The sequence below is a fragment of the Bacillus sp. BML-BC051 genome (genome assembly GCF_019656175.1).
Classification (GTDB): domain Bacteria; phylum Bacillota; class Bacilli; order Bacillales; family Bacillaceae_G; genus Bacillus_A; species Bacillus_A mobilis.
In genome coordinates this window covers 29,342-54,988 of the sequence record NZ_BPLI01000024.1, presented here as the reverse complement: position 1 = coordinate 54,988, position 25,647 = coordinate 29,342, and the positions used below count along the sequence as shown (strand labels likewise).

The following is a 25,647-nucleotide window of genomic DNA, read 5'->3' as shown; positions in this document are numbered from 1 at the left end:
CACCTCATGAATGCAGCGAAAGCAAAGAAGTTAGGTAGAGGTCGGGCTGCCCATTAAAGTCCGATTGGTTCAACTAATAATCAGTGGGGGATGAAGAAAATCCCCATTTATTAAAGTTTCACTTTATAGCAATTATATGAAATGTTGAAAGGTCATCTTAGTATGTATAATGACACGCCAATAAATACGAATGTTAAATTAGAAGTATTTAATAAAAAGCTGATAAATAGTTTTTGTAAGAAAAAAGCCACCCCTTTGAAAGAGATAGCTTCATGAATTCATCCTATGAATAAGTATATCAACATTAATAAGTATAATGTTCGAATTCGTGATATGTTTTGTGGATTATAATAGAATTAGTCTTTTGTTTTTTATTGATACAGTATTGTAATTAAGTAAACAAACTTAATAATGTATATCCAATTAATCCTAAAATAATGATAGGAACCATCATTAAGAAAGAAGAAATTCGATTAGCATTAGAGCGTTCTAATACAAGAATCAAGATAATTCCGACTATCACTTCGGTATATCCAACAGGTAACATGTGACTATAGTCTTCAAAATTTAAAAGAATGTGAAGTCCATCTGTTACAAAAACTCCACTAATAAGCGCACTTCCGAATTTATGAAGTGGATTTGTAGTATCTTTCCATAAAAAACCTGCAATTCCAAAGATAGTTCCTCCTATAAATGCACATACAATCCATACAGATATAAAATAAATAGAGTGAGCTACATTTTTAATAACTATTGCATAACCATAGTAGCCTAATACCATACCGAGTAGTGCAAGGGTGCCAGAAAATATAGCTGTACGCTTAGAATAACTAAAGCTAGCTACAAAAAAGGATGGAACTAACCAAACACTTCCTAGATTAGCTAATGAATTCCAATGTCCTGGAAGTATACCTTGCCCTAATTTAGTTAGTATACCAACAATTATCCCTACTATAATCGGGATGAGAAAAATCCTTAAAAACATATTTAACTTTGTAATTTTTAATGTCCTGTCCATAAAATCAATCCTTAGATTAATATTTTCTACAAACATATAATAGCTTATTATAGGAGAGTAATCAATAAAAATTTATCGAGAAACAATAATTTGTTGTTGGGTAACGAATGGTATTTTGTTTTATAATTGGGTGAATAAAATATCAAGTACTCGTTACTCAACCAAATAGTAAATCAAATAATATATGCAAGTAATGAAACTGCCCAAAACATGTAATTCAACTTAGTATAAATCTCTCGTATTTTCATGAAATGATTTATGATAAAAAAGAAACGAAAAGGGATTGATATAGTTTCCTCCTGTTTTTATTAATAATTTATTAGAAGGAGGGCTTTTTTGCTAGTTGTGAATGTTAGGGGGATTGTAATGGATATTCGTAAAATGAAATATTTCATAACAGTGGCAGAAGAATTAAACTTTAGTCGTGCGGCGGAACGTCTTATGATGGCACAACCTCCTTTAAGCCAAGAAATTCGTAAATTAGAAGATGAATTAGGGGTCCAACTTTTTCATCGAACAAAAAGAATGGTTGAGCTTACCGATGCTGGGAAAATATTTTTAGAAGGTGCGCGACAAACGCTGCTTCAAGTAGAAAGAACTATTAAAGAAACTCTGCTTGTAGAGGAAGGAAAAATCGGGTATTTAATCATCGGTTTTGTCGATTCTACAGAAACGGTTATAAACATATTAAAAACCTTTCGAGAACGGTTTCCTAAAATTCAGCTTATATTACGCGAGATGACAACGGACCAGCAAATAAAAGCACTCTATGAAAAACAAATTCATATTGGATTTATTCGTTCTAAGCAGAATAATGAAATATTGTCTTCCGAAGTTTGTTCTAAAGAACGTTTAAAATTGGTTTTACATGAAGATCACCCATTAGTTTCGTTACCTAATATTCCTATTAAAGAACTAGTAGATGAACCATTTGTTTTATTTCCTCGTCATTTCGGTACTAACTTTTATGATTTGATTATTAGTTACTTTTGGGAACATGGAGTAAGTTTAAATATTGTTCAAGAAGCAATTCAAATGCAGACGATTGTAAATTTAGTTGCAGCAGGAATGGGGATTTCTGTCGTTCCATCATCGGTAGAAAGTTATAAAAAATCGGGAGTTATGTATAAAGACATTCAGGAACATACACCGGAGATAAACTTATACGCTGGATGGAGGCGGGATGAAAAGTCTGTCGTGCTCGAGAACTTCTTAGCAGTTGTTAGAGAGATTTATAAGACTTCACAACTTAAATTTGAAAAATAAAGGCCCATCTTGATTGGATGGGCAGTAGTGAATTTGGAAAGGTACTATATTTATTGTGAAGTCACTGATGATTTAACCTGTTTTACTTGGATCATATTCAATGAAACCTTTTAGCGCACTATCAATTTGGCCCATAATTTCAGGTGACAATGTAACATTAGAAGCAATTACATTTTCTCTTATTTGCTGCGGATTGGAAGCACCAATAATTGCAGAGGAAACAGCTGGATTTTGTAGTACCCAAGCAACTGCGAGTTGAGGTAGGGTGAGATGATTTTCTTGTGCAATAGGATTAAGTTTTTGTATTGCAGTAAGTACGTTATCATTCATCCAGCGTTGTACGAGTTTGTTAAAAAACGGTTTTCCTGCATCTGAATTAGCACGTGATTGGGCAGGGATCGGTTTACCTGGTTGATATTTTCCAGTGAGAATACCTTGTGCGAGGGGAGACCATACAACTTGACCAAGTCCTTCACGTTGACATGTAGGTATTATATCTGTTTCGATCACTCGCCATAACATCGAATATTGAGGCTGGCTAGCAATAAGAGGAATGTTCAATTCTCGGGCCAGTGCTGCACCGCGTGTAATTTGCTCCGATGTCCATTCACTTACACCTAAATAAAGGACTTTACCTTGTCTTACAAGATCTGAGAAAGCTAACATCGTTTCTTCAAGAGGAGTTGTTGTATCGAATCGATGTGCATAATAGACATCAATGTAGTCTGTATGTAGCCGTTGTAACGATGCATTACAATTTTCTATTATATGTTTTCGTGATAATCCACGATCATTTTTTCCAGGTCCGGTCGGATGGCATACTTTTGTACAAAGTTCTATACTTTCTCGGCGTATTCCTTTCAAAGAGCGACCAAGTATCTCCTCAGCAATAGTGTCCGAATAAACATCTGCAGTATCAAACGTTGTAATTCCAACATCTAATGCGGCTTTCACACATTCATTTGCAGTATCTTCATTTACTTTTCCGCCATGGTTTATCCAGTTCCCGTATGCAATCTTACTTACTGTTAACCCACTGTTTCCGAGTTTGCTAAATTCCATTGTAGAATCCCTCCTTAAAAATGATAACTTTATTATAAGAACTGAAATGTAGTATGTATAATATACAATTGATCATACAGTTATATAAAAATTATATAAGAGGGAGTGCTTAGAAAGTTATTATTAGGGAAATCTTAAAGAGTAGTACAATAAATGTAAAGTATGCTTGTTCAATTTGAAGTTAAGAAATGATAAATAGACCTAGAAGAAAGCAATCTTTATAATAGCACATATATTTGCATTTACTCATACAGTACTATCATGGTACAATATGGTTACTAACGACGGAAAGGAATGATGGGTGGACGATGATTAACTAATCTTATTTTTAAATGTTGAAATTCAATAAATTTCAATTTCTAAAAAATAGGATTAGTCTGCCCAATTTCCATACAACGGTATTGCTATTTATGTTACGCAATAGCTTATTTGGGTATAAATATTTTAACGACTAATCCTGCCAAATTTATTTGGGAGGATTTTTTTATTCTCCCTTAATGAAAGGGATCGGTATTATGAAAGAACTATTAAAATTAAATGATGTTTATGTTGAAATTAAGGAAAATATGTTGTTAGAGAAAATGAATGTGACAGTAAGACAAGGGGATGTTATTGGATTAATTGGTAAAAACGGGGCTGGTAAATCAACGTTACTTCAATTAATAAATGGGAAGATTGAACCATCAAAAGGTACTGTTGAATGGATGCAAATGAATATGACAACAGCATATGTTGAACAAGAAATAGAATCATTTGTTAGTAAGGATATAATTGCAAAAGAAGCGGAACTTCTTGCAAAATGGGGCGTGCCCACGAACGATTTTCTAACTTTAAGTGGTGGTGAAAAGCTAAAAGTTCGATTAGCAAAAGGATTTGCTGAAAACCCTAATGTATTAATATTAGACGAACCGACAAATCATCTAGATGAGATGAGTACGGAATTTCTCATAAAACAAATCAAAAATATGAAAGGTACAGTTATCGTCGTATCGCATGACCGATACTTTTTAGATGTTGTCGCAACTAGAATATGGTCAATTGAGGATAAGAAATTAATTGACCATAGCGGGAATTATACGAGCTATATGAAAGCACGTGAGCATAAAAGAATGACGCAGCAGCGTGAATATGAAAAACAACAAAAGAAGATAGAACAAGTAGAAACTCATATAAAAGAATTAAGTTCATGGTCACAAAAGGCACATGCGCAGTCTACAAAACAAGAAGGAGTGAAAGAATTTTATCGTGTAAAGGCGAAGCGAATGGACGCGCAAGTTAAATCGAAACGAAAACGTCTTGAAAAAGAGCTGGAGAAAACGAAAGTAGAACGTGTGAAAGAAGAGTATTCAGTTGAATTTTCTATTCAAGCGAGTAAAAAAGTAGGAAAACGTTTCTTAGAAGTAAAACAATTGCGGAAAGAATTTAATAATCGGATATTATTTGAAAACGTTAATTTTACAATTCAGCACGGTGAAAAGGTTGCAATTATTGGACCAAACGGTAGCGGGAAAACAACGTTACTAAAGATGATTATGGGAACAGAAACTGCTGAAGGAGAAGTATGGATTTCACCATCAGCAAACATTGGATATTTAACACAAGAAGTATTTGATTTACCGCTTGATAAAACACCAGAAGATTTATTTTATAAAGAGACATTTGAGGAGAGAGGAAAAGTCCAAAATTTAATGAGACATTTAGGGTTCCAAGCTTCTCAATGGAAAGAGCCAATTGCGTATATGAGTATGGGGGAAAGAGTGAAATGTAAGCTCATGGCTTATATTTTAGATGAAAAAGATGTACTTATTTTAGACGAACCGACGAATCACCTTGATCTACCTTCACGTGAACAGCTTGAAAATACATTAGCTGAGTATAACGGAACACTCATTATCGTTTCTCACGATCGATATTTTCTAGAGAAAACAACTAACGCGAAGCTCTTGTTTTTAAACAATACGATACAAAAACAGCTCAAAGAACCTACGAAAACTAGAGATGAAATTGAAGAGCTACGTTTAACGTTAGAAACAGAAAGACAAGAAGTATTAGGGAAATTAAGCTTTTTAACTTCTAAAGATAAAGAATATAAAGAACTAGATGAACGGTTTATGGAACTTACGAAGCAGATTAAGGCACTTTAACGTAAGGAAGGGGGAAAAAGATGGGAGAAGGGAGTTTGACTAAGTTATTTAGAATAGATTGTGGTGATATATACCTACAGGAGTTTACGGTTAAAGATGCAGAGAGTATTTATAAAATATCAAATCAACCGGAAATTGAAAAGTTTTTACCAGACTGGAAATCAACGAAAGAACAACGAGTTAATTGGGTTACAAATGATGAAATACCAGAAAACAAAGCGTTTCTTCATGCGGTGAGAACTACGACTAACATAGATGATCATATATTAAGACTAGGAATATTTAAGAAAACCACAAATGAATTTATTGGATGGTGCTGCACTGGTATGAAAGATGAGCTACCTTTACCGAACAGAGAAATTATGTATGCTGTTTCAAGTGAATATCATAATAATGGTTATGCAACGAAAGCGACAAAAGGTTTGATCGATTATTTGTTTGAAAATACAAATGTTGAAGTTCTAAACGCAATTGCTTTAATTAACAACGTACCCTCAAATAAAGTTATTGAAAAATGTGGATTTATTTATTTGGGTCAACAGACGATAGAAAATCAAATTTATAATCATTATGTATTGAGTAAATCCGAATGAATAAAAAATGCTGCTCTTTAAAGGGAGCGAGAATGCAAAAAAAGCTTAGAGCTAAAACTCTAAGCTTTTTTTGCATTCTAAAGTACTAGTTAACCATAGTAAAGTGTAGATTCTGGATGTGCCTTTCACCAAAAACAAAAGCAGCAAGTTGTAAATGCGAGAACTATTTCATAAAACATTATATCAAAAAGGAATTTGGAAAAATTTGTCGAATGTATATATCTATGAAAACACTAATTTCTTACTCAAATCATCTTACACATGAACTACTTTAGGCTTAAATAGAAGAATGTACGGCAAACGTAAAGGCAAGCGATTAGCAGTTGAGTGTTAGTGTATTTCGAATTTTCAGGATATGAAATAGTTTAAATGAGGGAGGGGAGAGCATATTATCATTTGGTTTCGTCATTTACCACAAATAAGTATGGATTTGTCAGAATGGACTCCTTTTATACAAAATAATTGGCATAGGAAACATTATATGAAGTTTGTATATGCACTTCAAATCATTATTTTTCTAATACCGTATTATTTTGGAGCAAGTTTCACCCATATTAATATTTTTTATCTCATCATCATTGGCATTTTTGTTTTCATCGTTCATGAATGTCTACACATTATTGTTATAAATAAAATGGGGGATATTAGTCTAACTTGTAGCGGAATATTTTTTTGGCTAAATACAAATGCACTCCTATCCAAAACGCGGTTTTGGATTTTTATGAGCTTACCTATAATTGTATTATCGGTCGTTCCGGCCATTATATCATCTTTTGTATCAGGAAATATTAAATCAATCTTATTATTTGTATGTTGGATAAACGCAATCATTTCTGCTTCAGATATATATAATTCATTATTAATTGCGATTAAACCGAAGAACTCAATTTTTTGTAGAGGTTATTATAAAGTGGAAGACAATAAAAAAGGGTATCTCAAAAAAATTTCAACTAAAGGCATTAGTTAAAAATATAACTTTGGGAAGGAAAAGACCGATACAGCAATCGGTCTTTTTTCGTTTTTATAATAAAGATTTGATATACAATTGTATTTCCTCCCACTATACAATTATTATAAGATAGTTATGCGTTTATTTTAGTTTGAAAATAGTTTTATTGTCAGTTTTTTTAGAAATCTTACAAGCGTGTAAGATAAATGAAAGATGAATCAATATGAGATAAAAGACAATTCATTTACACTCTATTGTGAGAAGTGCAAATGAAGGGAGAATAGAAATGGAAATTTTACATGCGAAAAATATTAGTAAAGTATATAAAGGGAAAATACCTTTTAAAGCATTAGTGGATATTGATTTATCAATTCAAGAAGGTGAATTTATAGGGATCATGGGGCCATCAGGTAGCGGGAAAACAACGTTATTAAATATGGTATCTACTATCGACTCGCCAACATCAGGTGAAATAGTAATAAATGGTACAAATCCTTTCCAGTTATCATCTGAAGATTTAGCTTTATTCCGTAGAAAACAATTAGGATTTGTATTCCAATCATTTAATTTGCTTAGTACGCTTACAGTGAAGGAAAATATCGTATTGCCGATGACATTAGATGGTGTTTCTGTGCAAGAAATGAACAAACGAGTAGAAAAAATTGCAGCGAAATTAAATATTACAGATATATTGAATAAAAGAACGTTTGAAATATCAGGGGGACAAGCTCAAAGAACAGCAATCGCTCGTGCAATTGTTCATAAGCCGCAATTATTACTTGCAGATGAACCAACCGGGAATTTAGATTCTAAATCTTCAAATGATGTAATGGAGATGTTAGATACTTTAAATAAGGAAGAAAAGGCAACGATGATGTTAGTTACACATGATCCGTATGCAGCGAGTTTTTGTAGCAGAGTTATTTTTATAAAAGATGGTCAATTATATAATGAAATTTATTGTGGTGAAAGCAGGCAAGCATTTTATCAAAAGATTATGGATGTCCTTTCTTTGTTAGGAGGGAAAAGGCATGACTTTTCGTCAATTCGCATTTAATAATATTTTTCGCAATAAGCGTATATATGCTGCTCATTTTTTAAGCAGTGCATTTTCGATTATGATTTTCTTTACGTATGCTCTTTTATTATTCCATCCTGATTTACAAGGGGAGTTAAAATCGACAAGTGCTACAATAAGTTCATTTGGTACATTAGGATTTGAAGTTTCACAAGGCTTGATTTTTGTTTTTTCATTCTTCTTTATTCTATATTCAGTGGGTTCGTTTTTAAAAACACGTAAGAAAGAATTTGGCATTTTAATGATGCAAGGTATGTCAATGAGACAGCTTAAGAAGTTATTGTTAATTGAAAATATGTTAATTGGACTTGGTTCAATTTGTATAGGGGTTCTTATTGGACTTATATTTTCTAAACTAGTTTTATTAATAAGTGCTAGTGTATTAATGATTAGTAACGGCTTACCTTTTTATATACCAGTACAGGCTGTATTATTAACAGTTTTCACGTTTCTTTTCTTATTTTTAATCGTTTCGTTAGTTACATTTAAAACGATTAAAGTAACAGAACTTGTGGAACTTATGCAAGCTGGTGAAAAGCCAAAGCCTGAACCGAAATCATCAATTTTATTATCACTTTTTTCATTATTTAGTATAGGATATGGTTATATTTTAGTATTTCGCTTTATCTCAAATTATAGTTTTATTACGCTTGGAATAGGTGTGCTCCTAGTAATTATAGGAACATACTTTTTATATACACAGTGTAGCGTATATATTTTGCACCTTGCAAAAAGGAGTGAATCTTTCTTTTTAAAGAGAACAAATATATTAACGTTTTCAGAGTTAATATATCGTATGAAGGATAATGCAACGATGTTTTTTATTGTATCTATTATTTCAGCAGTTGCTTTTACAGCAATTGGAACGACAGCTGCTCTTGGCAATAAAGATTTGGTAAGGATGACAAATCCATATACATTTCTATATATAGGGCCTGAAAAAAACAAAATGGTGGACGAACATCTTTCTATTATAAAAAAACACCTTTCAGATGCTAATATTCCCTATCGAATGGCTTCATCTTCATATATATATACAGAAAGTAACGTATATGTAATGAAGTTAAGTGAATATAACGACCTTGCAAGAGCACTCGGTTATCAACAAGAAACGATTGAAAAAGAAGATGAAATTTTACTAATTCCTGGAATGGTATCGCAGAAACAAGAATTTAAAAATGGTGACTATAAAAAGAATATTGAAATCATTCAAGGAGATTGGACAAAGACATTTCGTGTTAAAAAAGCTCTAGAAAATTTAGTTTTACCACATGATTCTAATAGTATTTATATAGCTGTTCAAGATCATATATATGATGGAATTCCTTTTAATGTTAATCAGAATGATATAGTTGTTCGAGATCGTACTTACGGATTTGTTGTAGATGATTGGTTGAAAACGAAAGAAATCTCAAACCAATTAAATAGTATATTTAGTGAAGAGGTTAAAGAAAGAGATTTCCATTTTCAAGCTCTAACATTAGATTTGTTAAGTGCAAAACAAACGAATGGATTATTACTTATGGCAAGTGTTTTAGTTGGAATCGTCTTCTTTACATTTGCTGCTAGTTTTATTTACTTCCGGTTATATACTGATTTGGATCGTGATCAACAGCAATATAAAATGATTTCGAAAATGGGATTAAGTAAACGAGAATTAAAAAAAGTTGTAACGAGACAGTTAGTATTAATGTTTTTCTTACCGATTGTTATTGCAGTGATTCATACTGTAGTTGCTTATACTGCATTACAACAATTAGTTGATTTTTCTATTTTAAATAGCTCTATCGTTATTTTAATTTCATTTATATGTATACAAGTTTTATATTTCTTTATAACACGTTGGCGTTATTTACAAAAGCTGTATAAAACTATGGAGCAATAGAGTATATCAGCTTGTAAGATTATACAAAAGCATATAAAAAAGTGAATTTAGAAAGGAATTGTGATGAAAAGAACATTAACCATTTTTATGTTAATTATAATACTTTTAATAAGCTTTAGTGCTTGCTCTAAAAATGAAAACAGACTTTCAGCCAACGGTGTATTAATTTTTGGAGACGAAAATTATACTTCACCAATTATTAATCGTTATAAGGAGATTACGAAAGAAAATGAAGTGTTTTCTGTGAAAATAGATACATTTGGAATAGGACAAGTAGTAATTTTAAATGAATCTACAGCGCAAGCGTTGATTAAAACAAAGGTTTTTCGAGAAAGAGAGAATGGATCCAAATTTAGACCTTTAGATACGTTACCTAATTTACCAAAAGAAGGATCGCTTTTGTTTGCAAGTGAAGATGAAAAAAAATTGAAAAGTATTGAATTAGAAGGAACGGAGATTGCTGTTACATACAGTAGTGATGCTTGGATAGGTAACACTCGTAAATATCCAACCCAATCGTATGTAATTGTAGCAAAAGATAGTGTGTATAAAGAAATAAAAGCAAATGAAACGAAAATGCAACTTCTCCATCTGAAAAAGTCTTTAGGTGATGAAAAACCTAAAATGTCGACAGATAATACATTGATAAATGAAAAAGTAAAAGTAGAAAAGTTAATTAAAGATCATAAAGGGGAAGTTTCATTTCAGTTTGTAACAGTAGGAGAAAAATATTAAAAAAGAGTTCGAGGTTGATAAAAACTTTATCAACCTCGAACTCTTTTTAATACCATTTAAACAACTTACATTACTTCATTTAATCGTGTCTTGTTCGTTTCTTCAATACCATTTGCATATTGAACCGAACTATCTTGAGTTTCCTTCTCTTTACGGACCTTTTGTAGCATTTCAAGTATCATCCATAAAGGAACACCTTTATCTTTTAACATCTTCCATAAATCTAATTCGTTAAATTTATGCTCAGGTTGTTTCATTTCTTTTTCAGATGAACGAATATCAAACTTGATTGGATCATTTGATTTTTTATCTTCAAGTTTACTAGAAGAGATAATATTACGCTCAAGAGAAGTAGGGGTTAATTTAGTAGGTTGAGATAGTGTATGAGTATTTATTTCAATTTGCATGCCTTTTCCTCCTCCTTAAGTAGTGAAATTGGCTTTCTTATAATTTTTAAAGCTATTTAACTTGAGGAAACTAAATCTAATTATAAATTCAAATAATAAGATTTACAAGTTGTATTGTAAATGGTAAATGCTTACTTGATTTAATATTTATCAACATTTATGTATGTTTTCTATATATACAACGTATATAAAATACTTTACATTATGTTTAAGTTAAGAACTCTTTTTTAATAGAAATATGTAAACGTTTTATTAAGGGGGGAGAAAGAATGGGGAAGTTAATTTTAAAAATATGTTTTTTCGCATTAGTGACTGTTTTTTCGTTCACAGTAAAAACAACATACGCTGAAGAGAAGCAACAAAATAATTATCCTATCATACTAGTGAATGGATTTGCTGGCTGGGGTAGAGAGGAAATGTTAGGGGTTAAATATTGGGGTGGTGTTCATGATATACAAGAAGATTTAAAAAGAAGTGGCTATATAGTACATACTGCTGCTGTTGGACCTGTTTCTAGTAACTGGGATCGCGCATGTGAGTTATATGCGCAAATTAATGGTGGTACAGTAGACTACGGTCCCGCACATTCTGAGAAACACGGACATAATCGTTTTGGCAGAACTTATAGTGGTTTTGCACCGAATTGGAGTGAAACCAATAAAATTCATTTAGTTGGGCATAGCATGGGTGGACAAACGATTAGAACATTAGTACAGCTATTAAAAGAAGGTAGCTTTGAAGAAAAAAATCATGTAAAAAATCACCCGAATACGAATATATCACCACTATTTGAGGGCAAGAAATCATATGTTCATAGTGTGACAACATTAGCAACTCCTCACAATGGCACCACACTTGCGGATGGTAGTCTTCTACTACCGTTCGTTAAAGATTTGCTCATTACAGCTGCAAGTTTTGGAGGGAATAATAATTTATCGTTATATGATTTTAAATTGGATCAATGGGGTATAAAAAAGAATGCTGGAGAGTCTTTTTTCCAATACACTGATCGTGTTGTAAATAGTTCACTTTGGAAAGATACAAAAGATATAAGTCAATGGGATTTAAGTACAGATGGTGCAAAGGAGCTTAATAATTGGGTAAAGACGCAATCAGATGTGTATTACTTATCCTATAGTGGACATGCATCACAAGCAGCACCTATAACAGGTTTACATCTACCTCATATAACGATGAATAAAGTGTTAATGGGCAATGCATTTTTCCTAGGTTCTTATGCGAGATATGAAGAAAATCGTCCATTCATTGATACTTCTTGGTGGCAAAATGACGGTGTAGTAAATACAAATTCTATGATTGCACCTTCTTATAATACTGCTGTAAATAATAATGAGGCTTTACAGATTGGAAAATGGAATCATATTGAAACGAAAGCAAATTGGGACCATCTCGATATGGTAGGACTTAGTGTTTCAGACACGTTAGGTTTTTCTAGTATTCAAGAGTTTTATAGAACAATTGCAGAAAAGCTATCAAGATTACCGAATTAGATAATAATAAAGCGCTCTCGATGGAATTCGAGGGCGCTTTATATTATATTGAAAGAGGGATATGGTAGAAAAATATGGGGGGATAGTATGAAAGTTAAAGTTGTATTATCAGGATATGGAACAGTAGGAAGAGAGTTTATAAAATTACTAAACGAAAAATATTCATATATATATGAAACATATGGGATTCAATTAATTGTAAGTGGCGTGTTAGGTAGAAATGTTGCAATACATAATGAGGATGGATTATCTATTCATCACTTATTAAAGTATGGTGGCGGTAGCTCTGCAATTGAAGAATATATTGAACAACATCCGAAGGAACGAGCAACAGATAACATAAGTGGTACTGTACTGGTGGAATCGACTGTTACAAATCTTAAAGATGGAAATCCAGGAAAGCAATATATAAAACAAGCGATTGAGAAACAGATGGATATCGTAGCAATTTCAAAAGGTGCACTCGTTACAAGCTGGAGAGAAATAAATGAAGCAGCAAAAATCGCAAATGTACGAATTCGATATAGTGGTGCAACTGCTGCCGCATTACCGACACTTGATATTGGCCAATTTAGTTTAGCTGGTTGCCATATTGAAAAAATAGAAGGAATATTAAACGGGACCACAAATTATATTCTTTCGAAAATGAATGAGGAAGGTATTACGTTTGAAGAAGCACTGAAAGAAGCACAAAGTAAAGGAATTGCTGAAACGAACCCAATATTAGATGTAAGTGGTTCTGATAGTGCATGTAAATTGTTACTTTTGACAAACAGTTTAATGGGAACAGAAAATACGCTTACCGATATACATATAAAAGGAATTGAACAGGTTACACAACAACAAATTCGAAATGCTAAGGAACATAATAAATATATTAAATTAATAGCTTCTGCATATAAGGATCAGGTTGGAAATGTGGCTCTTAATGTGGAACCGCGCGAAATAGATAAAGATCATCCGCTAGCAAATGTAAATGGGACAGAAAAAGGGATTACGTTCTTTACAGATACGATGGGGCAAGTTACTACAATTGGTGGCGCTTCTAATCCACGCGGAGCCGCAGCAGCAGCTTTAAAAGATATTATTAACTTATATCGTAATGATTTGTACCGTATTAATGAGGAGTAAAATCCACCATTGATTATTAGCCTTTATTTTATAAGACCGTACCGCCCTTTATAAAAAATACATATGTAGTGGACCTTTTGAGAATGAAATAAATATGCAAAAATAATTGCAGGGGGTAAGGAATTGTTTAAAGATTTTAAAGTTGTCAAAGATCGTCCCGTTTATATTCAATTGAAAGATTATTTGAAAAAGATGATTATGAAAGGGCATTTGCTCGGTGATCAAAAAATTCCTTCAACAAGGGAGCTAAGCGAATTACTAAGTGTGAGTAGAAATACTGTACTCGCTGCTTATGCCGATTTAGAGCAAGAAGGACTCATTTATGCAGTAAAAGGTAAAGGGAATTTTGTAGTGAAGATTGATATATCGAACACTTCGTCTGTTGAAATAGATTGGAAAAATAAACTTAATACAGTTACCTTATTAGCGGATGAATTAGATTTAATGAAACATGGTGTTCGCTGGGAAAAAGGAATGATTGTTTTTAATAGCATTGCTCCGGACGAAAAGCTATTTGATGTGGAAAATTTCAAAAGAGCTTTTCTTACTCGTATGTCCATTGAAGGGGATGTTGTATTAAACTACGGATACGCAAAAGGTTATAGACCTTTAATGAATTATCTACTTCATTATATGGAAATGAAAGGTGTAGATATTTCGAACAAAGATATTTTAATTACAAATGGATTTACAGAAGGATTGGATATTGTACTTTCCTCATTATCGAAGAAATCAGGGCGGGTTATTTGTGAGAATCCAACTCACCATGCTGCATTGAAGCTTTTCCGTTTACATGGACTTGAAGTTCACGGAATTAATATGAATGAAGATGGCATCGATACGAACGAAGTAGAAAAAAGTTTGCGTGAAAAAGAGTTTGATTTCGCATATTTAATTCCTTCCTATCATAATCCAACCGGTATTGTTACGAGTTCGGAGAAAAGAACGGAACTGATGAGATTATTCTCCAAATATAAAGTTCCTATTATAGAAGATGGATTTAATGAAGAGCTACGTTATTCAGGTTCACATTTAGCGCCATTATTAACTTTTGCTGGCGCTGGTAATAATGTAATTTATATTAGTAGCTTTTCAAAGGTACTTTTCCCGGGTTTACGTGTAGGCTGGATCATCGCAGATAAAGAACTGATTCATCATCTAGAAAGTGTAAAAAGAGCAAGAACGATTCACACATCTACGTTAGATCAAGCTGTTCTATTTCAATATTTACATGAAGGATATTTTGAAAAATATTTAAAAAAGGCAAGATCAGTTTATAAGAAAAAATATGAGTTAGCTGTTGGTGCATGTAACAAGTACATTCCGTTTCAAAGAATGACCGGTGATGGTGGCCTCCATTTATTTATAGAGTTAGAAGAAAAAATGCATGCCCGTATGCTTTTGCAAAAGTGTTATGAGCAAGGGGTTACATTTTCTCCAGGAGATGTTTTTTATTCTGATGGAGGAGGATCGAACACTTTTCGATTAGGATTTTCACGTCTGAAAGAAGAAGATATAGTTCGGGGAATCGAAATAATTGGTGATACAATAAAAAATGAAATTTGGAGTTGAGGAAATGAGAATTGGCGTTATTATGGGTGGAGTATCTTCTGAAAAACAAGTATCTATTATGACTGGAAATGAAATGATTGCACATTTAGATAAAAGTAAGTATGAAATAGTTCCAATTACGTTAGATGAAAAAATGGATTTAATCGAAAAAGCGAAGGACATTGATTTCGCACTGCTCGCATTACACGGAAAATACGGAGAAGATGGGACAGTTCAAGGAACACTTGAAAGTTTAGGTATTCCTTATAGCGGAAGCAATATGTTATCTAGCGGTATATGTATGGATAAAAATATTTCGAAAAAGATTTTACGTTATGAAGGTGTAGAAACACCAGATTGGATTGAACTTACAAAAATGGCGGATCTAAATCTTGATGAATTAGATAAGTTAGGATTTCCGTTAGTGGTAAAACCAAACTCTGGTGGATCAAGTGTTGGGGTAAAGATTGTAAATGATAAAGATGAATTAATTTCAATGCTGGAAACTGTGTTTGAATGGGATTCTGAAGTAGTAATAGAGAAGTATATAAAAGGTGATGAGATTACATGTTCAATTTTTGATGGAAAACAGTTACCTATTATTTCAATCCGACATGCAGCTGAGTTCTTTGATTACAATGCAAAATATGATGATGTTAGTACAATTGAAGAAGTTATCGAACTTCCAGCTGAATTGAAGGAACGTGTAAACAAAGCGTCACTGGCTTGTTATAGAGCATTAAAGTGCAGCGTTTATGCAAGGGTAGATATGATGGTGAAGGACGGTATTCCATATGTAATGGAGGTTAATACATTACCAGGGATGACACAAGCAAGTTTACTACCGAAAAGTGCAGATGCAGCTGGTATTCAATATAGTAAACTATTAGATATGATTATTGAAACTTCATTAAAAATAAGAAAAGAAGAAGGATTTTAAGTAGCAGTATCATGAATACTTTTGACAGTAACATGAAGTATGTTATGATGAATACAATACGAAAATTAAATATTTATCCACTAGGGGGGCCTATTATAGGCTGAGATCAAATGAGAATTTGAGACTCTTAGTACCTGATCTGGTTAATGCCAGCGTAGGGAAGTGGGAAAGACATTACTATTTCATCAATAAATACTGTCAATTTCACTTTCTTTACGTCTGTAAAGAAAGTTTTTTTATTTTAAAGCGTTAATAACTGTGGATAAATACGTATAATAAATAAATTACTTGGAGGGATTTAAATGACTTTTTCACAATCATTACGTAAAGAAGTAGATTCAATTTGGGAAGCTAGTTTTCATCATCCTTTTGTAAAAAAACTTGGCGAGGGAACGTTAGATTTAGCTAGTTTTCGCTATTACGTGCTTCAAGATTCATATTATTTAAGTCATTTCGCTAGAGTACAAACTTTAGGAGCTGCAAAGGCTCTAGAATTAGAAACGACAGCTCGTATGGCACACCATGCTCAAAATACATATGAAGCAGAATTATCTTTACATGAGAATTTTGCGAAGAAACTAGGGATCACACAAGAAGAAAAAGATAATTTTATCCCTGCTCCAACTGCATATGCGTACACGTCACATATGTATCGTGCTGCGTATGAAGGACATTTAGGTGATATCATTGCAGCAATTTTACCTTGCTATTGGTTGTATTATGAAATTGGTGAACGTTTAAAAGAGTGTCAGCCAGAAGAGCCAATTTATAACGAATGGATTTCTGCTTATGGATCTGATTGGTTCCGTACATTAGTTGAAGAGCAAATTACACGATTAGATGCAATAGCTGAAAAAGTAACAGAGGCAGACCGAAATCGAATGAAACAGCATTTTATTATTAGCAGTCAATATGAATATTCATTTTGGGAAATGGCCTATACTTTAGAAAAGTGGCCAGTGAATTCAGAAATAAAAGATGTAATTGGATAATGAGTAGAGGTATTGCTATTCACGGGTATGAATAAAACTTATGTATATAATTCCACAAAAGAAGTATCGAAAAAAGACGCATCAATCTAAGTGCGTCTTTTTTCAATTTATAAAAATGAGCCCATGGAAAAAATAATATAAAAATAAGTATATGAACAAGGTGCATCATATAGTAATAGGTCATATTTTGTAGGTGTACGTATTGAACTTAGTTTATCCCGCGTTAACGGACAGTAAAACTCCCACCTCAAAATTCAGTTGGAGCAAAGAAGTTAGGTGGGAGATCAACTGTCCGTAAACGTCCGATTGGTTCAACTAATAATCAGTGGGGGATGAACAACCCCCCACTGATTAAAGTTTCACTTTATAGCGCTATTTCTACTTAGATTTAACGAACAGAAAGATAGGAAAGCATTGAAAAGGTTGAAGTTTATAAACGGAGGTCATGAAAATGAATAAGTTTCAACAAGAACTACAAGCATTAAGCCTTAATGATTACCAGCCTGGAAATATCGTGTATTGGGACCAACAAAACCAATATCCATATTACTATATTGAAGATGCTGTTCGTCGCTGTGGAGGTTGTGGTGGTCGTTGTGGAGGTTGTGCAGGTCGCTGTGGTGGATTTCGTTGTGGTGGATTCCGTTGTATTGGTTGCTTCGGCTGTTTTGGTTGTGGCGGCTGCGGAGGTTGTGGTGGCTGTGGTGGCTGTGGTAGTTGTTCAAATTGTTTTAGTGGTTTTAATGGTACTACTGATACAACTGGTACTATTGTAACATATGAATATTGATAAGAGAAAAAAGGAATCCATTAGTGAAGCATTATGTAATTTTTATAAAAGAATTTGATAAAAACTGATGTAGCACTCAAGTGAAAGAATGATATTTAGGTGTAAATCAAGATAAGATAGAAAAAGCAATGATTAGATTTAAAGTCTAATTATTGCTTTTTTTGTATTTTTTACCATAAAATAAGAAGTCTGTTGCTTCTAGTTAGTGGATAGCAAAAGAAATTATTACAACTATGTAAGGTTAATGTAATGTTAATCGATAGCAAAAAAAGATACTTGAGTGTATTTTAAATGAGATTTAAAAGTACTGTTTATTTTTAAAATATTAGGGTAAGCAAAATTTTATTAGGAAGTGTATTAAAATGATTGAACTTAAATCTACGATCCAAGCCTACAAACTAAAGAGAAAAATAGCAAGGGATTTATACGGAAACAGAGATGAATTAACACTGTTATTAAATGAATGTAATAAAATGAAACACACAGTAACATGTGAAAAAAAGAAAAATAATATATTATCTCGTTTACAATTAATTTATCAGAATATGAAATTAGATAAACGGTATCCTCTTCCAATTACTTTTAATAGTAAATTATTGGATCGATTAGAAAAAGAATCTCTTCATTCTATTGAGGAAGGTATAGCATGTCTACAAATAATGTTAGATATAAATTATGAGAAAATAAAACAATATGGATCGAGTACAAGTAGGTCATTTGTTCCATTATCACAGTCTTCCATTTGTCTTGCTGATTGTATTTGCATAACTGGATTTGTATTAGGATTACTAGGTGCAATTACATTTGGGGGATTAGTTTTATCTGTATGTTCAATTACATAAAGGTTGATATTTGCAAGAAGGGCACCGACTTAAGGTATTCTTTTTTAGTTTTAATGTAAAGTTATTGTATTAAAATAAAGATTTTAGGGGTGCTGTATAAGCGATTAAATGTCATTCTTGATGAAAAAGATGCTCTTCGAAAAGAGTTAAGTGAAGTATCAAAAAAATGAACAAAATAGTTATTTTAATAAAATAAGGGGAGATCAGGGGAGTGAAAAGAAAAGAACCCTCTATTTAAAGAGTTCTTCTGGTGATTTAATCTATTACTTGCACTCATGGTAATATTCATCGTACGAATCATTCTTATCATTGCAACAGATGCAAAAAGTTTTTTGGACCAAAATATCAATAAAATCAAGGATTTCAGTATTATTAGTGAGGGTAAGACTTTGGAAATCTTCTACTTGAAATACTCTTGTTTCATCTGGGACAAGGGTGGCGATAATTGGTGTGGGGGACCTTCTTGTTCGAATAGTTACTTCAATCGAGCTAACATCACTGGCAACAGATATTTGAATTAATGTTTTATTGTGGTTATTGGTGAAATCTTCAAAAGCAGTTCTTGTAGTGTTAGCTGGTACGTTGAAATTTAAAGCTGTATTCGAACCAGTTATTGTATGGGTTTTGATAAAACAGTTATCTTTTTGATGGTGAGAATACGATTGTTTTTTATAATACTTTTTACCACCTTTATAAAAATAATCAGCCATATGAATTTATAGCTCCCTTCTTTTTGATGTTTATATAGTCTATTTAATAAAGCGAAGTAGTGCTTGTACAAAATTATAAAATTCGCTCTCGTAATTACTTGAAAATGTTATTTGAAAATTAAAGAGCGCCATCCAAGGCGCACTCGGATAAAACCTAATATTGAAAAAGAATACCACATGATATCGTATGTATGCTTCTAAGGGGTGTGCGGATTTAATATAAAATAGATATTTGAATGAAATGAAGAGTAACCCATGTTTATTAATGAATATATATAGTGAGCAGGCTCATGGTTGAGGAACGGGATTTTAGTGATTTCTAATGTGAAAAGAGAGCCAGGGGGCCCTCTTAAATAGTTATTGGATTCGCTAGAAAAACGAAAAGCTTCAGATATATTAATGTATTAAAAATTTTGTGAACATGAAGTGCAAGGTCCACCAGTAGGTTGGAATACAACATTATCAACAAAAGCTGTTGCGCCTTCTCCCCCCGTAGCTAAGTTTTGGAAACTAATACATGCTGTAGTTACATCAGCATGTATACACACAACAAGGGTATAATGTTGGAAGGCAGCTTGTTGTTGAGGTGCAACAGGTACAATGTGCGGAATGTTTAATGGTCCAAATGTTGTAGGGTTAGGAGGACATCCTTGACCAAGTTCTGGAAACGATACAGAAGCAACAAGGAGTGCTCCGTCTCTTATATCCCCAGCAAAAGAAAGGGTAAAGCAACAACCTTCGCCCACATCAACAGATTGGGTCATAATTCCTCCAGGTCCAATAGAAACAGCTAAAGCACTCAAGGTTCCATTTGGAAGAAAACGACCGCTGTGCGCATTTGGAAATCCTACTTCTGAAACATTTCCCGTTACAATCCATCCTGGAACTGGAGTACCTGGTGTTGCAGGTTCATCAAATCCAGGGTTATCAAGAACATTCGTACATGGGCAACATGCCGTAGCAGCTGGTCCTGTAGCCCCGGTTGGTCCAACTTGAGGTGGGGGTACAGGGGGGAGAAAACAATCACATGGAATATGAAATTTCTTTTTAAATTCACTCATTTTTACACCATCCTTATCACTCATTCACCCACTTACACACTACAACTTATGAATTGGTTAACACACAAGTATAAGAAAAAGGAACATGGGTTCACTCCAAAAATCTTTTAATATATATATGAAGATTGGATTCCTGAATCAATACAGTTGAACCTGTTTCTCCTGTTGCTTCTGTTGGTAAAGTGAATGACGAAAAATAGATAGAAGTGTTGAATCGATTAAACTTGATTTAATAGCAGTTCCATGTAAAACAATATTTTCTTCATTCATTCCTTTACCTCTTATGATTGCTCGTCATAGGAGGTAAAGGTAGCAAAAAGCAAATCATGAAGTTGGAATGCAATTATCTAGAAGTGTAAGGATTGTTAAGAGGAATTAAAGAATGTATCGAAGTGAATGGAAAATGCAAGAAGAATTATACGATCATAGTGGTTAGATAATATATGATGGTGAATGGGTTGAAATGGACAAGCAGTTTTATTTTATAAATTAAACAAAAATTTCAATTGATAAGTATTCAAAAATCAAAAAAGAGCACTTAATAAAGTGCTCTCGTGACGAGATTCATTTTGTAACGGCTATTTTATAAAAAAAGGAACGCAGAATATTATATGTGCGTACAGTCCAATTGAGTTCTTTTTTTACAAACAAAGTGCAGCTAGCAAAAGCTAACTGCTCGTTCTAAAGGTGACAATCTAGATATGTAAATATAGTCTGGCCAAAAAAGGAGAACCATTCAAGTAAGTAGATCGAACGGAGGGGAACCGTATCGTATGAATCAATTGTCATTTTTTAAAGACATCGATGAAAAGGAGATGCATAGACTTGTGGTGAAGGAGCTGAAAAACTACAAAGCATTGTGCGTCCGGATGAAAAATCAAGAAGAACAGGCTCGAGCGGGGGGGGGCATCGTTCTTTTTCCTAAAATGAAAGGTGACGAAAAGAATCATGAGATACGTGTTAAACAAATTGAACGGACGTTGTAACATCTCTTGATGAAGAGGAACGTAGGATAATTGAAATGAAGTACTTAGGGAATCGAAAGGTTAAAGATTCGTTTGTGTACAACGAATTAATGATAAAGCGTGATCCGTTTTATCAGAAGGAAAAAAGTGATATTCAGTTGATAGCTACAGCTGTGGGGATTATATAAACTTAGTTTTGAGGTATCGGAAATGGGATTCTAATATTTTGTAATGTTGTATAGATTGGTTAAGATGAGGTTGTTCCGCTTTACATGTTATATTATTTCCCTGCCCTGCCAATTGGTAGGGTTTTTTAATTCTATTAAAAATAATAATAGCTCGTCCAAACCTTTTAAATCTATCTTACATAGTATGTAGTAATAAATTTAAAAGGGGGAAACTAGTATGTCTTATTCCTACTATGATCATTGTAAGGATAACAAAAAGAAATATCATGATTGTCATAAAAGTAGTAAGAGTTATGACAAATGTGATAAAAAACATGATGAAAAGCCTTGGGTTAATGTAAAAGTGAATTGTTGTTCTGATGATAACCAATACAATCTTGTAAGAGCATCTGCTTTTAGAGCTGTGAGCACAGTTAATCAGATTGTGCCAGCAAATACTTTTGTAAAAGTCTTATTCCAAAATGAACAATTTGATTTAGCAAATGAATATAACCCTGCAACATCCATTTTTATACCAAAGACAAGAGGTGTTTATTCTGTTATTGGAACAATTGCGTTCATTCCCAATAATTTAAACGTAAACTATAGAGCGCGGGTAGAAATTCGAGTTAATGGAAATCCAGCAATTGCAATAGATAATGATTTTTTTGGTCCAATAAACTTTGCTAATGTTGTTGCCGTTTCATCAATAATTCAATTGAATGCTGGGGATGTAGTCGAGGTTTTTGCACAAAGTAGCGTAGCTGGAGTTATCTCTACTGTAGAAAATAGTACGCATTTTGAAGCTGCAAGATTTCCGTCTCCAACAGAATAAGTGATATGAAATCCATCAGTAATCTTATCTAAGTAAAGTCACTAATTTATATTTGACCTGCATAAATGCAGGGCTTTTTTTCGATAAAAAGGGAACGTTTCCGGGGATTTCTCAAAACAGAATCAATATTACTCTATATCTATACAGTTCTTTGAAAGAAGAATAGTGTGGGGATAGCGTAGCCCCTTTTTCAAAACGTTACCGGAGAACGGGCAAGGGCGGTAAGAATCCGCAAGAAGGACGAAAAGATCAATTGAATTTATATAGTCAGCCACGATGTGTGAGTGTCGTGGCTTTTGTGTTTCTTATTGAGCCTGGTATATTTGCTGGGTTGATTGGTGATATAAACGTTTGATATACAGGTGCTTTAATTATATATAGGGGATTGCTCTTTTTCGTTTGCCCCTTTACATATATTGAAGAGTGTAGGACAGGCTCACTCGCTTGTATCTACCTTATTTCAATACTCATAAGAAACTCTTTATCACATTAAGAGCATCTACTGGCGCAGGTGCTTTCTTTTTATTGAACAAAATGGGGGAGGGTTGTTATAAATGATAGGGCTTAATCCACTCCATGAATGGTGGAAGATGAGTAGTTACACAAAATGGTATCACTACTTCTGGTTGACGCCAATAATTGCAGTGTTTCTCGGAATAGCTTGGGTAGTTTTAACAATCGTTGATTCTGTTTTATTTAAGAAATAGGAATGATGCCGAATGATAAGACCTATATCAATTATCGTAGACGCTGCCATGATCTGGTTGGTGTCTTGTTTGTTGTTAAGGAAAGATAAGGGGCGAGGCAGACTTGCAAATTGGAATATTATTAGTGTAAAACAAAAAACATAGGCTAGTAAACAAGCTGTTTTCAACTTTTATTCATAGAATATGATGAATTCTATTTTTAGAGGAGGGAATCATATCTATGGGATGCAACAATAATTTTGGACATTCTCGAGATTGCAATAGATTTTGGGATGATTTAGTATTTTGCGGATGCGGTCGTAGACGCAGAAGAAACGATTTTAACGACTGTCATTGTAGACGTGACTGCGATTGTGATGAGTGTCGTCGCAGACGTAATCATGACCGTGATCGTGATGATCGTCGAGATTGGTAAAGCCTTTTAAAAGAGTGCATATCTTTATAGCACTCTTTTTTATTAAGATTTTTAATACTTAATAATTTGAAAGGCGCAGTCTCAATTGGATTTAGCGTTTAACAAAACAAACGAACGAAAAAGAAAAGTAAGAATCAAATGATTCCTGCTAAGTGGAGATATAAGATGGATAATCCGATAGTGCTAATAAATTCTGGTGAAATGTAAAAATCTGATTTAAATCCGTTTGGTGTTTTGATTTTAAGGTTCATGTCCCGACTCCCTTAGCTCTTTTTTATCTTACATTGCTATATACAAACCAAAAGGAAGTTCGTAACAAATAAACGAGAAATATTTTTAAATAAAATTTATTTAGCAATCAGCATAAGTAGTGAACTCATGAAAATATAAAAACTTGAACGTGAGGTGACATGTGAAATGTAGATGGCGAGACAGCGTAGTCCAGACCGTGATAAAGTATTTAGCTTAGTTACATAAAATAGAAGATATGAGTAAGTGAAGAAACGGCATAAAAAGAAGCGTAATTCGTCAAAGGAACATAATGATCCATTACCATCAAGTTAAGAAATTTATTGTTTCCGATTAATAGTAACGTTTTTATGTGATTGTTATTGATTTTAAAAAATAAAAAATCGCCTTATTTAAAGGCGATTCATAATTTATTTATAAGAGATTACATTTATAAACAACAAGATAGCAACGTTAGAAGAGTTAGTTCGAAAATTAATAAATGAGAAATCAGAGCAGCCGTAAGCTGTTTTTATTTTGCACAAAATACGGATTTTGTATGGGATTTCCTGCGATAAATTCACCATGAATAAGGTTGTCTCATATCATGTAAAGATTGCTTTATTAAGATGATAAAAGGATGTGAATGTATTGGAAGATGTTTATGTGAAAATTGATAGTTTAAAAGCAGAACAAAAAGAAATCATGCGAGATATTCGTAATTTAGAAACCCGCACAACAATTAATGAGAAAGACATAGCAACAATTAATAAGCAATTAGAAAAGATTAGCATGAATACAACTTGGATTTTGCGAATTATTATTAGCGCAATCACTATGTCAGTTTTGGGTTTAATATTAAAAGGGATGATTTAAAATATAAAAATAAAAGTACTTATTAAGAGAGGGACAAGCGTCTCTCTTTTTTATTATAAATAAGGAGTGAAAAGATGGATCGTATGGATGTATTACTGAAAGCATTTATAGTTTTATTCGGTGGCTTCTGCGGATACTTTTTGGGAGGACGGGATACAACGTTGAAAGTTCTTGTTATTTTGGCAGCAATTGACTATATTACCGGTGTATTCGCAGCAGGAATTAATGGAGAGCTAAAAAGTAAAGTTGGTTTTAAAGGCATCGCCAAAAAGGTGGTGCTTTTTCTTTTGGTCGCAGCAGCCACACAAGCTGATGCAGTTATGGGAACAAACAGTGCAATTCGTGAAGCGACGATTTTCTTCTTCATTGGGAATGAATTACTTTCACTTTTAGAAAATGCAGGTCGTATCGGAATCCCTTTACCATCAGCTTTAACTAATACGGTTGAAATTTTAGATGGGAAACAAAAACAAACGGAGAAAAAAGGAGTGGATCAATAATGGGACAAATCGTAGACATTTCAAAATGGAACGGAGATATTAATTGGCCAGTCGCAAAACAGTATTTAGATTTTGTAATTGCTCGTGTACAGGAGGGCTCAAATTACGTAGATCCATTGTATAAAGGAAATGTACAAGCGATGAAGCAACACAACATTCCTTTTGGTAACTATGCATTTTGTCGCTTTGTTTCCATTGCTGATCCAACTTCAGATGCTCAATTAAATGCGATGAAGGATTATCTTGATCGTAGAGATTGATGGTATGAGTATTTGAAATAAAACAAAAG

At 33.2% G+C, this 25,647-nt stretch carries 27 protein-coding genes, 1 pseudogene and 1 riboswitch; of the genes and pseudogenes, 22 read left to right on the top strand and 6 right to left on the bottom strand.

The window, feature by feature from the left end:
• Positions 1–391: 391 nt before the first annotated feature.
• Positions 392–1,018: a DUF6518 family protein gene (locus tag K5S59_RS12625; protein ID WP_087985868.1), complete on the bottom strand. Its 627-nt coding sequence runs from the start codon at positions 1,016–1,018 to the stop codon at positions 392–394.
• Between the two features lie 366 nt (positions 1,019–1,384).
• On the opposite strand from K5S59_RS12625, the gene K5S59_RS12620 reads away from it, so the two are divergent.
• Complete coding sequence (locus tag K5S59_RS12620) at positions 1,385–2,284, top strand: LysR family transcriptional regulator (protein ID WP_000354649.1); 900 nt, start codon at positions 1,385–1,387, stop codon at positions 2,282–2,284.
• A gap of 72 nt (positions 2,285–2,356) precedes the next feature.
• On the opposite strand, the gene K5S59_RS12615 is transcribed toward K5S59_RS12620, so the two are convergent.
• Positions 2,357–3,346, bottom strand: coding sequence for an aldo/keto reductase family protein (locus K5S59_RS12615; RefSeq protein WP_000395982.1), 990 nt, complete (start codon positions 3,344–3,346; stop codon positions 2,357–2,359).
• Positions 3,347–3,861: 515 nt separating this feature from the next.
• Between K5S59_RS12615 and abc-f the strand changes: the two genes are divergently transcribed.
• From abc-f to K5S59_RS12585, 6 genes are all read left to right on the top strand, one after another.
• On the top strand, positions 3,862–5,490 hold the full coding sequence (gene abc-f, locus K5S59_RS12610) for a ribosomal protection-like ABC-F family protein (RefSeq protein WP_033656461.1): 1,629 nt from the start codon (positions 3,862–3,864) through the stop codon (positions 5,488–5,490).
• Between the two features lie 20 nt (positions 5,491–5,510).
• Positions 5,511–6,083 carry a GNAT family N-acetyltransferase gene (locus K5S59_RS12605; protein WP_120450226.1) on the top strand — a complete coding sequence of 191 codons (573 nt, stop codon included), beginning with the start codon at positions 5,511–5,513 and terminating at the stop codon, positions 6,081–6,083.
• A 424-nt stretch (positions 6,084–6,507) separates the two neighbouring features.
• Complete coding sequence (locus K5S59_RS12600; protein ID WP_120450228.1) at positions 6,508–7,050, top strand: DUF3267 domain-containing protein; 543 nt, start codon at positions 6,508–6,510, stop codon at positions 7,048–7,050.
• A gap of 268 nt (positions 7,051–7,318) precedes the next feature.
• The gene (locus K5S59_RS12595; RefSeq protein WP_000404259.1) at positions 7,319–8,089 is read left to right on the top strand and encodes an ABC transporter ATP-binding protein; all 771 of its coding nucleotides are present in this window, start codon (positions 7,319–7,321) and stop codon (positions 8,087–8,089) included.
• Entirely contained in the window at positions 8,064–9,995 is a 1,932-nt protein-coding gene (locus K5S59_RS12590; protein WP_098873254.1) for an ABC transporter permease, read from the top strand. The genes K5S59_RS12595 and K5S59_RS12590 overlap by 26 nt, the downstream gene beginning before the upstream one ends.
• 63 nt (positions 9,996–10,058) lie before the next feature.
• The gene (locus K5S59_RS12585) at positions 10,059–10,730 is read left to right on the top strand and encodes a lipoprotein BA_5634 family protein (RefSeq protein WP_120450231.1); all 672 of its coding nucleotides are present in this window, start codon (positions 10,059–10,061) and stop codon (positions 10,728–10,730) included.
• 65 nt (positions 10,731–10,795) lie between these two features.
• Here the strand turns inward: K5S59_RS12585 and K5S59_RS12580 are convergent, their stop codons facing one another.
• Positions 10,796–11,137 (bottom strand): DUF3914 domain-containing protein, encoded by a 342-nt coding sequence (locus K5S59_RS12580; protein WP_098873256.1) that lies wholly within the window; start codon positions 11,135–11,137, stop codon positions 10,796–10,798.
• A 269-nt stretch (positions 11,138–11,406) separates the two neighbouring features.
• Between K5S59_RS12580 and K5S59_RS12575 the strand changes: the two genes are divergently transcribed.
• The 7 genes from K5S59_RS12575 to K5S59_RS12545 all read left to right on the top strand — a co-directional run bounded on the left by K5S59_RS12575 (position 11,407) and on the right by K5S59_RS12545 (position 18,894).
• Positions 11,407–12,648: an esterase/lipase family protein gene (locus K5S59_RS12575; RefSeq protein ID WP_120450233.1), complete on the top strand. Its 1,242-nt coding sequence runs from the start codon at positions 11,407–11,409 to the stop codon at positions 12,646–12,648.
• An 87-nt stretch (positions 12,649–12,735) separates the two neighbouring features.
• Positions 12,736–13,779 (top strand): homoserine dehydrogenase, encoded by a 1,044-nt coding sequence (locus tag K5S59_RS12570; protein WP_098257842.1) that lies wholly within the window; start codon positions 12,736–12,738, stop codon positions 13,777–13,779.
• A 123-nt stretch (positions 13,780–13,902) separates the two neighbouring features.
• On the top strand, positions 13,903–15,351 hold the full coding sequence (gene pdxR, locus K5S59_RS12565; RefSeq protein ID WP_098257841.1) for a MocR-like pyridoxine biosynthesis transcription factor PdxR: 1,449 nt from the start codon (positions 13,903–13,905) through the stop codon (positions 15,349–15,351).
• Positions 15,352–15,355: 4 nt separating this feature from the next.
• On the top strand, positions 15,356–16,270 hold the full coding sequence (ddlB, locus tag K5S59_RS12560; RefSeq protein ID WP_033656347.1) for a D-alanine--D-alanine ligase: 915 nt from the start codon (positions 15,356–15,358) through the stop codon (positions 16,268–16,270).
• A 72-nt stretch (positions 16,271–16,342) separates the two neighbouring features.
• A riboswitch (TPP riboswitch) is annotated at positions 16,343–16,448 on the top strand.
• A 124-nt stretch (positions 16,449–16,572) separates the two neighbouring features.
• Positions 16,573–17,262 (top strand): thiaminase II, encoded by a 690-nt coding sequence (gene tenA / locus K5S59_RS12555; protein ID WP_000144497.1) that lies wholly within the window; start codon positions 16,573–16,575, stop codon positions 17,260–17,262.
• A 451-nt stretch (positions 17,263–17,713) separates the two neighbouring features.
• Positions 17,714–18,052 carry a heterocycloanthracin/sonorensin family bacteriocin gene (locus K5S59_RS12550; RefSeq protein ID WP_001032072.1) on the top strand — a complete coding sequence of 113 codons (339 nt, stop codon included), beginning with the start codon at positions 17,714–17,716 and terminating at the stop codon, positions 18,050–18,052.
• A 362-nt stretch (positions 18,053–18,414) separates the two neighbouring features.
• The gene (locus K5S59_RS12545) at positions 18,415–18,894 is read left to right on the top strand and encodes a hypothetical protein (RefSeq protein WP_000571449.1); all 480 of its coding nucleotides are present in this window, start codon (positions 18,415–18,417) and stop codon (positions 18,892–18,894) included.
• A 263-nt stretch (positions 18,895–19,157) separates the two neighbouring features.
• Here K5S59_RS12545 and K5S59_RS12540 read toward each other — a convergent pair whose 3' ends face one another.
• The 3 genes from K5S59_RS12540 to K5S59_RS30155 all read right to left on the bottom strand — a co-directional run bounded on the left by K5S59_RS12540 (position 19,158) and on the right by K5S59_RS30155 (position 20,935).
• Positions 19,158–19,604 (bottom strand): hypothetical protein, encoded by a 447-nt coding sequence (locus tag K5S59_RS12540; RefSeq protein WP_033656246.1) that lies wholly within the window; start codon positions 19,602–19,604, stop codon positions 19,158–19,160.
• Between the two features lie 404 nt (positions 19,605–20,008).
• Positions 20,009–20,665, bottom strand: a complete 657-nt coding sequence (locus K5S59_RS12535) for a collagen-like protein (protein ID WP_212981830.1) — start codon at positions 20,663–20,665, stop codon at positions 20,009–20,011.
• A gap of 138 nt (positions 20,666–20,803) precedes the next feature.
• Positions 20,804–20,935 (bottom strand): hypothetical protein, encoded by a 132-nt coding sequence (locus K5S59_RS30155; RefSeq protein ID WP_001001490.1) that lies wholly within the window; start codon positions 20,933–20,935, stop codon positions 20,804–20,806.
• 503 nt (positions 20,936–21,438) lie between these two features.
• On the opposite strand from K5S59_RS30155, the gene K5S59_RS12530 reads away from it, so the two are divergent.
• The 8 genes and pseudogenes from K5S59_RS12530 to K5S59_RS12500 form a co-directional block, all read left to right on the top strand.
• Positions 21,439–21,651, top strand: coding sequence for a hypothetical protein (locus K5S59_RS12530; protein ID WP_162937121.1), 213 nt, complete (start codon positions 21,439–21,441; stop codon positions 21,649–21,651).
• Between the two features lie 35 nt (positions 21,652–21,686).
• Complete coding sequence (locus K5S59_RS30150) at positions 21,687–21,818, top strand: hypothetical protein (RefSeq protein ID WP_255258669.1); 132 nt, start codon at positions 21,687–21,689, stop codon at positions 21,816–21,818.
• A 217-nt stretch (positions 21,819–22,035) separates the two neighbouring features.
• A complete protein-coding gene (locus K5S59_RS12525) occupies positions 22,036–22,632 on the top strand; it encodes a hypothetical protein (protein ID WP_000122592.1) in 597 nt (198 codons plus the stop codon).
• Positions 22,633–23,186: 554 nt separating this feature from the next.
• Positions 23,187–23,339: a hypothetical protein gene (locus tag K5S59_RS12520; RefSeq protein WP_157639288.1), complete on the top strand. Its 153-nt coding sequence runs from the start codon at positions 23,187–23,189 to the stop codon at positions 23,337–23,339.
• Between the two features lie 220 nt (positions 23,340–23,559).
• Positions 23,560–23,754 (top strand): hypothetical protein, encoded by a 195-nt coding sequence (locus K5S59_RS12515; RefSeq protein WP_080000129.1) that lies wholly within the window; start codon positions 23,560–23,562, stop codon positions 23,752–23,754.
• 879 nt (positions 23,755–24,633) lie between these two features.
• Complete coding sequence (locus K5S59_RS12510; RefSeq protein ID WP_000390479.1) at positions 24,634–24,858, top strand: hypothetical protein; 225 nt, start codon at positions 24,634–24,636, stop codon at positions 24,856–24,858.
• Between the two features lie 74 nt (positions 24,859–24,932).
• A complete protein-coding gene (locus tag K5S59_RS12505; protein WP_098259292.1) occupies positions 24,933–25,358 on the top strand; it encodes a phage holin family protein in 426 nt (141 codons plus the stop codon).
• Positions 25,358–25,615 (top strand): annotated as a pseudogene (locus K5S59_RS12500) (GH25 family lysozyme); the annotation flags it as partial. The gene K5S59_RS12505 and the pseudogene K5S59_RS12500, both read left to right, overlap by 1 nt.
• Positions 25,616–25,647: the final 32 nt, after the last annotated feature.

Coding starts and splice junctions, on each gene's coding strand:
- ddlB (WP_033656347.1), top strand. CDS start 15,356: ATGAGAATTGGCGTTATTATGGGTGGAGTATCTTCTGAAAAACAAGTA.
- K5S59_RS12515 (WP_080000129.1), top strand. CDS start 23,560: ATGGGATGCAACAATAATTTTGGACATTCTCGAGATTGCAATAGATTT.
- K5S59_RS12600 (WP_120450228.1), top strand. CDS start 6,508: ATGGATTTGTCAGAATGGACTCCTTTTATACAAAATAATTGGCATAGG.
- K5S59_RS12585 (WP_120450231.1), top strand. CDS start 10,059: ATGAAAAGAACATTAACCATTTTTATGTTAATTATAATACTTTTAATA.
- K5S59_RS12620 (WP_000354649.1), top strand. CDS start 1,385: ATGGATATTCGTAAAATGAAATATTTCATAACAGTGGCAGAAGAATTA.
- tenA (WP_000144497.1), top strand. CDS start 16,573: ATGACTTTTTCACAATCATTACGTAAAGAAGTAGATTCAATTTGGGAA.
- K5S59_RS12540 (WP_033656246.1), bottom strand. CDS start 19,604: ATGGCTGATTATTTTTATAAAGGTGGTAAAAAGTATTATAAAAAACAA.
- K5S59_RS30150 (WP_255258669.1), top strand. CDS start 21,687: ATGAAGTACTTAGGGAATCGAAAGGTTAAAGATTCGTTTGTGTACAAC.
- K5S59_RS12520 (WP_157639288.1), top strand. CDS start 23,187: ATGATAGGGCTTAATCCACTCCATGAATGGTGGAAGATGAGTAGTTAC.
- K5S59_RS12545 (WP_000571449.1), top strand. CDS start 18,415: ATGATTGAACTTAAATCTACGATCCAAGCCTACAAACTAAAGAGAAAA.
- abc-f (WP_033656461.1), top strand. CDS start 3,862: ATGAAAGAACTATTAAAATTAAATGATGTTTATGTTGAAATTAAGGAA.
- K5S59_RS12615 (WP_000395982.1), bottom strand. CDS start 3,346: ATGGAATTTAGCAAACTCGGAAACAGTGGGTTAACAGTAAGTAAGATT.
- K5S59_RS30155 (WP_001001490.1), bottom strand. CDS start 20,935: ATGAATGAAGAAAATATTGTTTTACATGGAACTGCTATTAAATCAAGT.
- K5S59_RS12530 (WP_162937121.1), top strand. CDS start 21,439: ATGAATCAATTGTCATTTTTTAAAGACATCGATGAAAAGGAGATGCAT.
- K5S59_RS12570 (WP_098257842.1), top strand. CDS start 12,736: ATGAAAGTTAAAGTTGTATTATCAGGATATGGAACAGTAGGAAGAGAG.
- K5S59_RS12580 (WP_098873256.1), bottom strand. CDS start 11,137: ATGCAAATTGAAATAAATACTCATACACTATCTCAACCTACTAAATTA.
- K5S59_RS12595 (WP_000404259.1), top strand. CDS start 7,319: ATGGAAATTTTACATGCGAAAAATATTAGTAAAGTATATAAAGGGAAA.
- K5S59_RS12550 (WP_001032072.1), top strand. CDS start 17,714: ATGAATAAGTTTCAACAAGAACTACAAGCATTAAGCCTTAATGATTAC.
- K5S59_RS12505 (WP_098259292.1), top strand. CDS start 24,933: ATGGATCGTATGGATGTATTACTGAAAGCATTTATAGTTTTATTCGGT.
- K5S59_RS12535 (WP_212981830.1), bottom strand. CDS start 20,665: ATGAGTGAATTTAAAAAGAAATTTCATATTCCATGTGATTGTTTTCTC.
- K5S59_RS12605 (WP_120450226.1), top strand. CDS start 5,511: ATGGGAGAAGGGAGTTTGACTAAGTTATTTAGAATAGATTGTGGTGAT.
- K5S59_RS12575 (WP_120450233.1), top strand. CDS start 11,407: ATGGGGAAGTTAATTTTAAAAATATGTTTTTTCGCATTAGTGACTGTT.
- K5S59_RS12590 (WP_098873254.1), top strand. CDS start 8,064: ATGACTTTTCGTCAATTCGCATTTAATAATATTTTTCGCAATAAGCGT.
- K5S59_RS12525 (WP_000122592.1), top strand. CDS start 22,036: ATGTCTTATTCCTACTATGATCATTGTAAGGATAACAAAAAGAAATAT.
- K5S59_RS12625 (WP_087985868.1), bottom strand. CDS start 1,018: ATGGACAGGACATTAAAAATTACAAAGTTAAATATGTTTTTAAGGATT.